Here is a 13,980-nt window from a genome sequence, read left to right as displayed (position 1 = left end):
ACGAGACGCCCCTGCCCCGACTTCACTCACCCCGAACCCTGACGTACACCGATCAACTTCCCCCAATCGACCCTGACGAGCACCGGATCGACCGTCTCGAACAACACCTCCGTTTCCCGGCCCACAGCCGACGCCGCGGTGCTCGCGACGCGGTGGTAGTGCCGGGCCTCGTCGGGGCGGTTGTTGCGGCCCGCAGCAGCCGCTGCCCGAAGCGCCAGCCATCCCCACGCCGCACACTCGTCCGGCGTCGCCCGCGACAGACGCGGCTCGATCACGTCGGCCGTCTGGGAGGCGAGCTGCTCCGCCTCGTCCAGCCGCCCCTGTCGCAGCAGCAGCCAGTACATCCCGATCACGCCCGATGCCCCGGTGAGCTCGTCGTCTGCGCGGCGGGCATCCGTGATCGCACCGGCCAAGGCGGTATAAGCGAGGTCGTACTGCCGCACCTGCTTCAGATACCGGCCGGCCAACTGCCGCAACGTCGCCCGGAACGTCAAGACCGCCGCGCCGCGCCCCAGACGCTTCACGCCACTCACAGCGGCCGAGGCCCGGCAGCTCCTCCAAGCGGCCAAGACCGCCCGGCTGCACGCACTGTACGAACTCGCCCTACGCACCGGACTCCGCAAAGGCGAACTCCTCGGCCTTCACTGGGAAGACCTCGACCTCGACGTTTGGCACCGCCGGCATCCGACATTCTCTCCAACGCACCCGTACGGGCGGCCTCACCGCGCTGCCTACCAAGACGCGTGCCTCTGAGCGCCGCATAGCCCTGCCCACGGGGTGCGTCCAGTCATTGAAGAGCCACCGTGAACGCCAAGGGAAGGAACGCACGGTCTCCGGACCGGGCTGGAAGGACAGAGGTCTGGTCTTCACCACCCCAACCGGCGGACCGCTTGACCCCGCCAACCTCACCCGTCGCTTCCGCGGCCTCCTCGACCGTGCAGGGCTGCGCCGAATCCGCTTCCACGACCTACGACACTCCACCGCCACCCTGCTCCTGGAGCAAGGCATCGACCTCGTGGTCGTCAAAGAACTGCTCGGCCACGCCCACATCGGAGTCACCGCCGGCGTCTACGCCCACGTCAGACTCCGCCTCCAACGCCAAGCGATCGACACGCTCAACGACGCACTCGGCACGGACAACGACGGCCCTGGGGACCCGCCCGCCGCAGTGGTCGTCCGCTGACGTTGCCGTCAGCGTTGCCGTCAAACACAGCCGTACCGCCACCGACAACATGTCGATGGCGGTACGGCTTTCTGCCCCGAGGGTTTCCAAGTAGTCCGAAGAAACAGGGCAGTTCTCGTGCAGAAAGGTGTGCTACTACAACTGATCCCGAATTTCTAGCCAGGCATCAACGTCGCGACTGACCTCTCCACTCACCACCGCGGAAGAGACCCACGGAAGAGCAGACAAGATTAGTTCAACGTCATGCAATTCGGAGAATCTGACACCCACCTCGCCGCTCAGGGGGATCGCCTGCCCCACGGGCGCAAAGAAGTCTTCGCCGGCGGCCAAGTACTCCGCTTTCCTGGTTTCGGACTCCGCTAGCGCCTGTTCACGTGAGAGAGGAATTCGATTGACCGCCCATTCGGCAGCCCCGTCCGGCGTCAGGATTTCAGGCAGGCCAGCGACTGGCGGGGTGAATCGGAGCGCGATGGCTGCGAGTCGCAGGATCCAGTACGCCCCCATGGGGGACCTGATGCCCCCAACAGCTACCGCCAGCCTGACGACCTCCACGCTGACTTCAAAGTCGCGTCTACGCTGACTCGAAGCCACATCCCGTAGGGGACTTACGCTGGTCTCCAGCGATTCGAAAACCGCCAACCACCATTGCGGATAGCTCCCGTCAGGAAAGCGCCTGTGGATCCAGTCGGAGATCCCATCGACTGGGACGCTCCGGATCTCCCGTAGATCAGACTCCACTCCCATTTACGGAGCCCTCCCGCCATAGTCCCTAATTACTGCCAATGGAACCCTGATTCCGGCCCCAGCGAAGGCGTCGACCCCTCGCTCGATGAACGCGGCGGCACACTGAGCACAGGGTGGCGTGTAGTGGCCCGTCATGTTATCGAATGAGGACACCGCGCCACCATTGCGGAATGAGACTTGCCCTGCGGCAATTACTGGCGCACCACCATTGGCTACCGTGTGATGAATCCCGGGTGCAGCTCGAACCATGTTCAGGTTCCCTGCCTCTCCAACTGTCCAGAGGAAGTCCCCACCCTCAGATGCGGCGCGCGAGAAATCAGAGGATCCGGCGGCCATTGGGGAAATACCCGCGAAGTCAGCCTCCATCATTTCAAGCCCCAGATCGTCGGGCCTGTTATTAGAGATCGAGCCGTTGCCGCAATTGTGGACGAGGACCGGAGTGGCCCCCGCCAGCACATAGTACGTGTGCTGGCAGCCCCTCCTCTAGCTGTCTTTATGCAGGTGAGGAGGGGTTCGGCCGTCCGTCGAAGTCCGTGGTTGTGCGCCTGGCTCCGTGGTTGTTGCCGTCGCTACTGCCGTCAGGAGTCGGAGTTCTCGGGCGGGGTGGGGATACGGTCACCGCGCGACTCGGCGACCCTGAGCGCGTCGGTCAGTGCTTCGGTCAGCCGGCAGGCGAGCCACCTGTACTCGACGGCCGAGAGCATCTTGGCCCCGGGGGCCACAACTCCGCGGGCGTACTCCAGGAGTTCTTCGCCCATGTCGAGTTGGACTTCTTCGATGCTGTCGGCGAGGGAGGAGAGATAGCCCCTGCCGTCGGTGCTGAGGTAGCAGGGGTTCCCGTCCGGGGTGGTCCAGGGCAGCAAGCGGGGTCCTGTCACCCCGGCTGCGGCGTCGTACAGATCCCTGCGACGCATGCGGTCCGCGTCGCTCCTGGATGTGCTCACTGTGCACCCCCGCCTGGGTCGCCGATTGGGAACACGGCGACCGTAGAGGCCGGCGGTCTGTCACTCCATCCATGGAACATGCCAGTTGGCGACTGAGGGTGCGCGAAGTATCGCGCTGCGTGGCACCTATCCGACGACGGTCAGGTGGGCGGCCATGTCGCGCATCTCGGCCGTGAGGGTGCGCTTGCGCTTCTTCAGGATCTCCTGCATGGTCTCGGCCGCCATCCGCTGATGCCTCAGCCACTCCGGGGACGCACGGCGGATGCCCGTCAGCTCGTCCATCGCCGCGGAGAGGTCGTTGGTCCGGGCATGGGCGCGTGCCACGTCCAGCCGATGACGGTTCCAGTTCTCATCGCTCGGCCGCCCGGCGCTCTTCCACGCCTTGGGTGACATGGCGTCCTCGCCAGCCTTGCGGACGACGGCGCGTGCGTCCCCGACGACCATGGCGTCCTCCACGCCCTTCATACCGACCGTCAGGGGCCCGAAGGTGGTCCAGTGCCGGAAGAACGATCCAGTGTGTTCCCGGCCCACAGCGGACGCCGCGGTGCTCGCGACGCGGTGGTAGTGCTGGGCCTCGTCGGGGCGGTTGTTGCGGCCCGCAGCAGCAGCTGCCCGAAGTGCCAGCCATCCCCATGCCGCGCACTCGTCCGGCGTCGCCCGCGACAGACGAGGCTCGATCACGTCGGCCGTCTGGGAGGCAAGTTGCTCGGCCTCGTCCAGCAGGCCCTGCCGGAGTAGCAGCCAGCACATCCCGATCACGCCGGATGCCCCAGTGAGCTTGTCGTCGGCGCGGCGTGCGTCCGTGATCGCACCGGCCAGGGCGGTGTAGGCGAGGTCGTACTGCCGTACCTGCGTCAGGTAGCGGCCGGCCAACTGCAACGCCTCGGCCCTGGCCAAGACCGCCTGCTGGTGCTCCTCGCCGCTGTCGTAGTAGGCGACCGCGCTGTTGGCGTCCCGCAAGAGACCTGGCAGTTGGGACGCGACGCTCTTGTAGCTGTCGGAGTGATACAACACCGCCCCGTCTTGAACCGTCCTTCGGAACCGACGCAGGTTCGGCTCCTCCTCGGCGGCCTCGCCGTCCAGGTCGGTGAGTCCCACTGGTGGCGTGAGCGCGGCGCGAAGCTGGATCAGGTTGACGCGGTTCGGGTCTTCCCCGCGGCCCACGGGTTCGGGGGCGTCAGGGGCCAGTAACGTTGCCGTGGTCACGCCCAGCGCGCGGGCCAGCGCGTGGAGCGTCTCCATGCGGACCGTTCCGCCCTGTTCCACTTTGCGCACCGTGCCCGGTGACACGCCTGCGGCGTGGGCCAGTTCCTCCTGGCTCAACCCGGCACGACGCCGGTACTTGCGGACGTTGTCAGCCAGTTCCGTAGTCATCTGCACTACCTCCAGCGCCACGGTACGCCGGTAGAGCGTGTGAACCGGGGGCTATCCAGCAGATACCCGCCCGGGGCGGTAACCCACCACGGCACAGGGCCGGAGCTCCGGCAAGAACGGGCCTGAGCGGGAGGGGTCCCTCGTCGGTCGGGCAGCTTCGCCGTACCAGGGTTCTCCGGGGGCCGCCAAGGCTCACCGGGTGACGCTTGCGCTTGGCCTTGGCGGCCCCCGGGGGTTCCTGGTACGCCTCCGGTGACCGGGCGACGAGGGACCCCTCCCGCGCCCCGCGACCACTCACCACGACGAACCCGCACTCGTAAGTCGACCTCCCGCCCCTCGGAGAGAGGGCCGGGGCCTGGGGCAGAGCCCCAGAACATTCCCCGCTGCTGGCTGTTGCGCGCTCCGGACCGGCGGGGCCGCCGGCAAGCGGGGCGGAGACAGGAGCGGGCGGCGGCCCCGCAGGGCCGGAGCGCGCGCGGGCCGCGCCAGCGGGCCGCCTTGACCACCTCCGCGAGAACACCCACACCCGCTACACCGCCTGCGTCAACCACTACCTCGTCCCCGGTCTGGGCAAGAAGAAGCTCACCAAGCTCACCGCCAAGGACGTCCGTACCTGGCTCAACCAGCTCCGCACCACCTGCCAGTGCTGTGCCCGCAGCATCGACGCCCGACGCGACCAGCCCCGCTGCTGCGCCGCCGGAACGTGCTGCTCCAAGAGGCTCTCCCCGCTGACGCTGGCGTACATCCACTCCGTCCTCAAGTCCGCCCTGGAGCACGCCGTGCGTGAAGAGGAGATCACGCGCAACGTCGCCCGCAACGTCCGCACCGGCACGCCCCGACCCCGCCGCTTCGAACCCCTCAACGCCGATGAAGCCCGCCAGTTGCTCGCTGCCGCCCGCAATGACCGCCTGTTCGCGCTGTACGAACTCGCCCTCCGCACCGGCCTCCGCAAGGGCGAACTTCTCGGCCTCCAATGGGAAGACGTTGACCTCGACAAGGGCACAGCCAGCATCCGCCGTACCCTCCAGCGTACCCAGACCGGCGGGCTAACCGCCCTCCCCACAAAGACCCGGGCATCCGAACGCCGCATCGCCCTTCCTGCCGAGTGCATCCGCTCATTGAAGGAACGCCGTGAAGCACGGGAAGAAGAACGTGAGGCGGCAGCGGAGGGCTGGAAAGACAGCAGCATCGTCTTCAGCACGCCGGCAGGGGGGCCAATCGATCCCGCGAACCTGAATCGCCACTTCCGCGCCCTCCTCGACCGGGCAGGGCTCCGCCGCATCCGCTTCCACGACCTACGGCACTCCACCGCCACTCTCCTCCTGGAGCAAGGCGTCGAACTCGTCGTGATCAAAGAACTCCTAGGCCACGCCCACATCGGCGTCACCGCCACCGTCTACGCCCACGTCAGACTCCGCCTCCAACGCGACGCCATCGACCTCCTCGGCCGCGCTCTCTACGACTCTGCCGAGATCGCCAACCAGCCCGACGCCAGCGACAACCCGCCGCATCGCGCACCCCACGTCCACTGACGTTGCCGTCAACTACTGCCGTCAAAACCGATTGAGCCCCTCCGGCATTTCCCGGAGGGGCTCAAAAGATGCAGGAGGCGTACCATTAGAAAAGATTCGCGTTGCCGAAATTCAAAGAGTCTAGAATTTCCCCATGCAATCCATTCACGCAGCGCGTCTCGCCACACTTGGATATCATATCCAGTCCTGGACGAGTCACCCGCTTCACGTCATTCCTGGCCCAGCGCATCTGCCAAGCGGGAAACTTCCCTGACCTGTTCCGCAGTCAAATGCCGCACGCCCCAAAGCAAGGCAGCCGTATCGGCAGTCCCTGACGAGTGTCTACGGATCTCTACCGCTGGACGAACACCTGTCAAGCGTGCCAAGGTAGCGACCGGAACTCCTAGCACGACGGAAAGACCGTCGAGAAGCTCGGCATCGATTTCCTTGACGCCACGACCCAATGCGCCAATCGTCGCAGCCGACAGGTAAACACCCGACATCAGGTACATCACCTTAGCCGCCGAAGACCATCCAAGATTCCGGAGCGCAAGCATCTGCACAAGGAGTGACCCGAGCCCTGGAGGGTACTGCCCATAAAGGCTCCGATTTCCTTGGGAGAGCGTTTCGGGTACCTCGGCCAGAGAGCGGGCGCAGTCACGCAGCCGCTGCCGATCAGGCGCTGGCAAGAAGAGCGCACGTCTCACTAGCTGAGGCAGTTCACGGCTGGCTTCCTGATCGAAGAGGAGCTCGTCGTCGGGAATCGCCAGGCCCGCGACGAGGAAGAGGTCCTGGCTCTGCATGCCGAGTCGCTCCGCGAGCAGACGGAGGGATTCCTCGGCCGGGGTCTGTCCTATGAAGGTGGGGGGCGTCTCTTCCACGGGGTGCCCGATGTCTTGGCCTTGCGTGAGACGGGCTAGGAGAACGTCGGAGCCGGGATATTTCGAAAATTCCATCGCTACCGCCGCATCGGGAGAGGTATTCAGTCGGATCTTTGCAACCCCGCTGGGGGCAGCCTCCATGAGACTGCCCCCAGCGAACATGAGCCAGCTTAGAGACCTGGCCCAGCATAGTAGTCCCAGGCGCTATCTGCGAAGCCCCAACCATGCCGCCGGAAGGCTCCGCGCGTGACGTCCAGCAGAGGAGTGAACCCCGGGGTATCTGTCGGACGGTAATGACCAGAGAAGTTGTCGATCCTGGAGATCGCGCCACTTGCATCGACATCGAACGTGCCTGCCATAAGCACACCTCGACGGTCGCCCAGGGAGGTGTGTCCGGCCCCCGGATTCAGATCCCACATCGATTCGTTTTGCATGGCGCGCAGGGAACCGTCCTGGCGAACAATAAAGTGATACTCGCCCGCCGCGAGGGGCGACCCCGACGAAATCCCTGCACCTGCCGGAAGAGATCCCTGATCGGTGTGGTCGACGCCCTCACGAAACGGCTCCCATACCTTATCCCCGCAGTTGTGAACGAGTACTGGAGTGGCGCCTGCGAGCACATAGTACGTGTGGAAGTCGTCGACCGTGAGGTTGTAAGTGGTGACGGCGTACGGGTAGTTGCGGGTGGTTTGGACCGTGAGGGCCGTGCCGTCGGGCTTGCGGAGTTGCTCGCCCGGGGCGAATTCGCCGGCGTCGAGCCACTGGCGGCGGGTTTCGCTCCAGTGCGGGTGGTGGGCGGTGGAGGTGAGGGTGGCCGGCGGGCCGCGGGGGTTGGCGTCGTCGGTGAGGGTGAGGTCGGTGAATTCCTTGTCGTCGGGGGTGATGATGGTCGCCGTGACCGTCTTGGGCGCGGTTTCGCCTGTCTGGGGGTCCGTGGCGAGGACCCTGTCGCCCACCTCGACGTCCTCGATGGCCTTGCTCGTTCCGTCGGCCATCTGCACGCGCGTGCCAGTGGGGAAGCTGTTCTGCTTGGTGCACGACGGCGCTGCCGACTCGCCGGAGCGCGCCTCAGCCCCTCCGCCGCTCGCCTCGCCGTCGGTGTCGCCTCTGTCTGCCTTGGACTGCGTGCCCGGGCTGTCGCTGGCCGACTCGGTCGTTGCCTTCTCGTCCGCCGACTTGCGTGCTTGGGCTGCTGCCGCGGCTGCTTCGTCGTCGGCCTTCTTGGCCTTGGTCACCGCCGCCATCGCCCGGGACACCTTGCTCTCCGCGGCGTCGACGGCCGAGTAGGCCTTGTTCAGTTCCTTGTAGATCTTGAAGGCCTGGATGCCGATCTTGATGGCCTTGGCCACCTTGCCCCAGGGGACGGCGTTGAGGGCGGTGTTGATGCAGGCCATGACGTCGCCCTTGGTGAAGCAGTTGCGGGCGTCGTTGTAGCCGATGAGGTCCATGACCAGGTCGACGACGGCGTGCTTGAGGGCATCGCGGCGCTTCTTGGCCTTGTTCAGCTCATCGTTGGACCTGTTCAGTTCCTTCGTGGCCTCGTCCGAACCGCCGCTTCCGCCCCCGTTGGCGGACTGGGAGGCGTTGACGTTGCTGGTCGTTCCGGTCTTGGTGTTCTGGGCGCAGGAGGAGAAGTTGTCGCAGAAGACCTTCAGCCCGGTCGAGTCCGACTTGTTGATCGGGTCGTTGTTGGAGTAGGCGTACGCGTTCCACTGCTGCGGGTCGCCCGGGTCGATGATCGGGTCGGGACTGATGAAGCGGCCGGTGGCGGGGTCGTATTCGCGGGCGCCGAGGAGGGTGAGGCCGGTTGCCTCTTCCTTGGTGCCGCCGACGAAGCCCTTGTCGCCCGCCCAGGAGCGCGGCGCCGGCTGGGTGCCGCCTTCGTTACCGAAGGGGTCCGCGGGGCGGCGCACGTGGTTCAGGTCGGTGGCGTCGAACTGAACGCCGTTCGTGCCGTGGTGGTCAGACGACTGGTAGGAGAGGGACGACTTCCCCGCGCTCGTCGTGCGGGTGACGGACAGGCCTCCGGGGGCGCCGTAGGTGCGGACGTTGGAGACCTTGCCGGTGGCGGTGTCCAGGGTGATCTGGTCCGTACCGAGGTTGAGAGTGGTCTTGCCCGGGTCGCGGCGGATGAGCTGGTTGCCGCCGGTGTCGTACAGGTAGCTGGTGCCGGCGCTCTCGCCGGTACCGGTGATCTTGTCGAGCTTGCCCTGGTCGTTCCAGGTCAGGGTCTTGGTGCCCGGCGTGCTGGTGATCGAGGCGGTGTTGCCGCCGGCGTCGTAGGTGTACGAGGCGACCTTCGTGCCGGCCGTGCCGGTCTCGGTGGACTTCATCAGGGCGTGCGGGCCGCCCGTGCCGCCGCCGGTCTTCGGGTCCGAAGACGGGGTGTTGGGGCCGGTGCCGAAGGTCTGGGTGACCGTCGTGTCCTTGGCCGCGTTTCCGCTGACGTCCTTCTTCACCAGCTTGGTGCGGTTGCCGATCCGGTCGTACTCGTACTGCTGCCAGTACGGGGCCGGCCCGCCCACGCTCGGCTTGCCGGTGCCGTCGACCGCGGGCGCTGCGCTGTTGGTGCAGCCGCCGATACCGCGGACGTTGGGCTGGGGCGCGTTCGTGGTGGTACCGGTGTCGGTCCACGCCTGGGTCAGGCGGCCCAGGTAGTCATGGGTGAAGCACTGCAGGTCGCGGGCCGCCCCGTCCTGCGTGTTGCTGATCGAGGTCAGCTGCCCGACCCGGTTGTAGGTGTAGTCGAGGACGTCGACGCTGGCCCTCGTCCCGGTCTGCTTGTCCAGGGTGGACCGGACGGGCCGGCCGGTTGCCTGGTCGTAGTCGACGGTCGAGACCACCTGCATGCCCGTTTCGCCGAGCGTGGTGCGGATGGCACGGCCGTACGGGTCGTTGAAGACGTCCACGACGTAGGGGGTGCGGACGTCTCCGATGGTGCCGGCGATGGACGACAGCTTGCCGACGTCGTCGATGCCGAAGGCGAGCCTCTCCGTCTCCAGGCCTGCGGCCGTGATGGCGGGCAGGTCCGTGGCCCGGAGCTGACCGTGCTTGTCGTAGGTGTTCTTGGTTTCGTAAGTGCCCGCCAGCTGCTTCTCCGCCGCGGGGACGGTGACCTTGGTGCCAAGGGGCCGGTAACCACTGTCATAGCCGGTGATCTCGGTGATGTACGGGGTGCCGGACTTACCGCCCACATAGCGGGTGGTGGTGGCGGGCTTGCCGAGGGCCTTGGGCTTGGTGTCATAGGTGAAGGCGCCGACCTGCTTGGCCGGGTCGACCGTCTTGCCCTCGTACGTGGCGACGGTGCGGCCGAGGAGGTCGCTGACGGTGGTCGCGCTCTTGCCGCGCGCGTCGGTGACGGTGACGAGGTTGTTGGCGTCGTCGTAGGCAGTGGTGGCGGTCCCCGAGTCCGGGTCGGTGGTCTTCATCGTCCGCCCGAGGAGGTCGTAGGCGAAGGTCCACTCGTTGCCCGCGGAGTCCTTGCGCCGCAGTTCCTGGCCCTGGGTGTTGACCTCGTAAAGGGTCTCGTCGTAAGGGCCGGTGGGGTTGTTGCTCTTGTATTGGCGCAGGAGCGAGGTGGTGCCGTTGCTGATGCGTGCCGTGGCGTAGCCACCTGCCGGCGGGATCGAACGGACCTCGTCGGCTCCCGGGTACTCGGTCTTCGAGCGCCACTGCTCGATGCCGTAGGACTGGAAGACGGAGGCCGTGGGGCGGCCGAGGCCGTCGAAGACCGAGACGGTCTGCGCCGGGATCTGGCTGTCGGGGTTCACCCCGCCGTTGGGCAGGAAGAGCGCGCCCGACGGTTCCTTCTCGTCGTTGTAGTAGGGGGCGCTCGTCTTGACCTGCCGGCCATGGGAGTCGAAGAGGGCGTCGGTGATCAACCGGCCCTTCGCCCCGGACGGGGTGTGGGCCTGGGTCTGGCGGACGCGGCCGAGGCCGTCGTAGACGGTGTAGCTGTTGACGTACGTCTGCTTGTTCGCCATGAGCGTCTGGCTCAGAACGGTGGTCGGCGCCTTCGTGCCGTTCATGGCGTAGGAGAACTTGCGGACCGGCGGATCGGTCGTCCGGTCCTGGCCCGGCTGCCAGACGGCGGTGACCCGGCCGAGGGAGTCGTAGCCGCGTTCGGCGACGTGACCGTTCTCGTCGGTGGTCTTCATCGGCAGTGCGCGGCCGGTGTCGAGGGTCGTGGTGGTCTTCCAACCGAGGGGGTTGGTATGGGTGACCTCGTACGGCAGAGCGTTGGGCAGGGACTTGTACTCGGTCTTGGTGACGGCGCCGTCGGGGTGGGTGGCGTCCTTGCGGAGCTTGTTGGTGCTGGTCGCCAGGCGGCCGTAGACGTCGTAGGTGGAGGTGATGTTCAGCCGGTAAACCGGCTGGCCGGCGGCGTCGTACTTCTCCAGGACCTCGGTGCCGGTCTGGTTGGCGGTCGTGCCCGTCTGGCCGAGGGGCTTGTCGTCGAAGTAGGCGCGGGTGTCACCGACCGTGTTCGCAGCCGTGGCGGGTCCCGTGCAGCCGCCGGTGCCCTTGAGGATCAGGGTGCGGGAGGCGAGCTGGGTGAGCGCGCCGGCGGGACCGGCGGCGTAGGTGAAGGTGGTGCACAGCCGCTGATCGGGGCGGGACAGGTCGCTCTTGTCGTCGACCTGGACCGGCCGCGAGAAGGCGGTGTCGTCGTAGGTGGAGGCGCGTTCGCTGACGCGCCAGGTGGTGCCGTCGGCGAGCTTGGCGCGGCTGGTGACCTTGCCGGTGTTCATCACTCGCGCTTCGATGGCGGGCATGCCGCCGGACTGGGCGCGGGTGGCGGTGGGCTTGGTGCGGACCCAGGGGGTGGAGACCTCGTCGGCGATGACGGTGCCGCCGTCGCGGTCGTAGGTCTCGGTCTGGCGGACGAATCCGGAAAGGTGGTTCTCGTCCTTGATGGTGCCGCCGTGGGCGTCGGGGACGTTCACGCTGCGCTTGGTGCCGTTGGCGAGGACGTCGCCGTCCATGCCGCGCAGGAAGGTGGCGACGGATTTGGTGCGCGGGGCTTCGGCGCTGTTGCCGTTGCCGGTGCGGGTGGTGACGGTGGCGTAGCCGCGGAACTGGTCCCAGGTGCGGGTCTTGGCGTCGGTGAACTCGGAGTCGTTGCGGTGCCAGGCGATGCCGCCGCCGTACTCGTAGTCGGTGACGACGGTGGTCTGGCCGGCGACCATGTCCTGCTGGGTGACGGACTGGACGACGACCTTGTGGAACCAGTCGTCGACCGGGTCGGGGAAGGACTGGTCGGGCAGGTACCACTTGACCGGCATGCAGGCCATCGCGTTGGTGTCCGCGGCGGCGGGCATCGTGCCCTTCACTCGCGAGCACTCGGGGGCCTTGTAGACGACGTTGATCCGGCCGCCGGTCTCGGTGGTGATCTCCTGGATGCGCGGGCGGTGGAAGGGGGAGGTGGTGGCCTCGGTGCCGTTCGGGCGCTTGACGGGGCCGTCGACCCGGTTGGGGATCTGCTTCGGCAGCCCGAAAGTCACGGGCGGCACGTCCAGCTTCGGGCGGGCGTTGGTCGCGCTGCGCTGGATCGATTCCAGCCACAGCGTCGGCGCGGAGCCGTCACCGGAGGGCTCGAAGCGCTGCGTGAGCAGGTAGGTGTCGATGTTGCGGTAGCCGCCGGTCCCGAGGACCTCGGTTTCGATCTTCGCCAGGCGCTTGGTGGAGAAGTAGGTCGGCGACAGGCTCAGGCACTGGCCCGATGCCGCGCATTCCTGGTCGACCGGGGTGTCACCCCACGCTGCGGGGCTGGTCTTGCGCTTGGCCGGGTCGCATACGGCGGCACCTTCGAAGCAGCGGTCTTCGATGCCCAGCTTGATCTGGGCGGCGGTGTCGGCCTTGCCCTTGGCGGCGATCTGGTCGGGTAGGCGCTGGCCGTAGCCGATCCAGGTCGGGTAGGAGGCGCGCTGGTAGGCGGTGGGGGTGCCGGTGCCGTTGTTCTGGCCGCCGCCGCGCGCGTAGTGGTTGGTTTCCTGGCCGTAGCGGTAGGAGGTCAGGTTCTGGTGCGGGTCGACGACGTAGTCGAGGTTCCACTGCCAGCCCAGCTGCTGCCACGTGCCGTTGGCGGGGGTGGTCGCGCCCAGGCACTTGTCCTGGCCGCTGTTGAAGTAGACCGGGACGGTGGAGACGGAGTCGGCCTGCGGGTCCGTACCGTCACCGCCGGGCAGGCGGTTGGAGCCGAAGTAGTACTGGGTGCCGTCGGTGGTGGTGACCTTGAAGGCCTCGCCCTTCCAGGCCGAGTTCCGCTGGTCGGTCAGGCGCTCGATCTTCGTGCCGTCGTCACCCTGCAGGCGGTATTCGCAGGTGGTGTCGTCACGGACGATCTGCCCGGCATGGCCGGCCATCGACAGCGAGAGGATGTCGCCGGACCAGCACTCGTCACCCGAGTCCTTGATACCCGCGTCCTTGCAACCCCGGTACGAGCGCGAGATCGACCCCGGGTGCCAGTCCCAGCCCTCACCGACCAGACCGGCCTGCGCGTTCGTCGACGCCGTGCGGCCGTCGACCGAGGCGGAGTCGTAGCCGAGCACGACACTCGGCGCCGCACCCGCGATCGCCGACGGGATCTCGGCCGTGTAGCCGTACGTGAAGTTGCCCGCGTTCGCCCCCGCCTGCCACGAAGCCGACGGCAGCAGCGGCGTCGCGGAGTAGTCACCGAGGTTGCTCGACGGACCCGGCTCCACGCCCAGGACGACATCCTGGGGGGCCAGCATCCGCGGCGTCGCGGCGGACTTCGCGCCGGACTGCGGCGCGAGCACGGAGGCATGGGCCGCGCCCCTGCTACGGACATCGACCTCCGCGATCAAGCGGCCGGAAGCGTCACGGCGGAAGTCCACAGGGGTACGGGTCGTGCAGCCGTCAGCGCCCGGTGTCGTCAGCGCACACGGGGGGAGCTGCACCAGCCTGGCGCGGCTCGCCCAGTTGGCGCCACCGTTCTTCGCCCAGGCGGAGATGTCGAGGCCGACTTCGACCTTGTCCGTCGCGGCCGCTCCCACCGGGTTCGTGAGGGCGATCATCGCGCCGTTCACGCCGGCCGCCTTGGCCTTGGCCGCGTCCTTCACCTCGACCTTGAGACTGCGGATCCCCACATCCACAGGCAGCGACTTTGCGCCATTCACAGATGCGATCCAGACAGGGAGCTTCCCTGCCTGGGTCGATCCGCCTTCGGGCGCGGCTCTCGCAGCACCCTCGCCGGCCAGCGCGACAGTCTCCGCGCCGGAGGGAATCTTCTTGTTCGATTCAGGGGTCCACTTCCGGCCAGGCGACTCCTGCCCACCCGAAGGCTTGGCGTCCGACCCCTTGACCGGCTTGACGCCCGGTAA

At 67.2% G+C, this 13,980-nt stretch carries 5 protein-coding genes and 2 pseudogenes; 2 read left to right on the top strand and 5 right to left on the bottom strand.

Going from position 1 to position 13,980, the window contains the following annotated elements; genetic code table 11:
* Positions 1 to 26: 26 nt before the first annotated feature.
* Positions 27 to 524, bottom strand: a complete 498-nt coding sequence (locus ACZ3X1_RS29470) for a hypothetical protein (protein WP_467281591.1) — start codon at positions 522 to 524, stop codon at positions 27 to 29.
* Between ACZ3X1_RS29470 and ACZ3X1_RS29465 the strand changes: the two are divergent.
* Positions 472 to 1,183, top strand: a pseudogene (locus tag ACZ3X1_RS29465) (tyrosine-type recombinase/integrase); the annotation flags it as partial. The gene ACZ3X1_RS29470 and the pseudogene ACZ3X1_RS29465 overlap by 53 nt on opposite strands.
* 1,322 nt (positions 1,184 to 2,505) lie before the next feature.
* On the opposite strand, the gene ACZ3X1_RS29460 reads toward ACZ3X1_RS29465, so the two are convergent.
* On the bottom strand, positions 2,506 to 2,841 hold the full coding sequence (locus ACZ3X1_RS29460; protein WP_467281590.1) for a hypothetical protein: 336 nt from the start codon (positions 2,839 to 2,841) through the stop codon (positions 2,506 to 2,508).
* A 156-nt stretch (positions 2,842 to 2,997) separates the two neighbouring features.
* The gene (locus ACZ3X1_RS29455; RefSeq protein ID WP_467281589.1) at positions 2,998 to 4,245 is read right to left on the bottom strand and encodes a helix-turn-helix domain-containing protein; all 1,248 of its coding nucleotides are present in this window, start codon (positions 4,243 to 4,245) and stop codon (positions 2,998 to 3,000) included.
* A 503-nt stretch (positions 4,246 to 4,748) separates the two neighbouring features.
* On the opposite strand from ACZ3X1_RS29455, the pseudogene ACZ3X1_RS29450 reads away from it, so the two are divergent.
* Positions 4,749 to 5,777, top strand: a pseudogene (locus tag ACZ3X1_RS29450) (tyrosine-type recombinase/integrase); the annotation flags it as partial.
* 209 nt (positions 5,778 to 5,986) lie between these two features.
* On the opposite strand, the gene ACZ3X1_RS29445 reads toward ACZ3X1_RS29450, so the two are convergent.
* Together ACZ3X1_RS29445 and ACZ3X1_RS29440 are read right to left on the bottom strand one after the other, a co-directional pair.
* Positions 5,987 to 6,778 (bottom strand): hypothetical protein, encoded by a 792-nt coding sequence (locus ACZ3X1_RS29445; protein ID WP_467281588.1) that lies wholly within the window; start codon positions 6,776 to 6,778, stop codon positions 5,987 to 5,989.
* Positions 6,779 to 6,807: 29 nt separating this feature from the next.
* A complete protein-coding gene (locus tag ACZ3X1_RS29440; RefSeq protein WP_467281587.1) occupies positions 6,808 to 13,746 on the bottom strand; it encodes a polymorphic toxin-type HINT domain-containing protein in 6,939 nt (2,312 codons plus the stop codon).
* Positions 13,747 to 13,980 lie beyond the last annotated feature (234 nt).

Source organism: Streptomyces sp. NPDC023541 (assembly GCF_055559995.1).
This window is presented reverse-complemented; position numbering and strand designations above follow the sequence as displayed.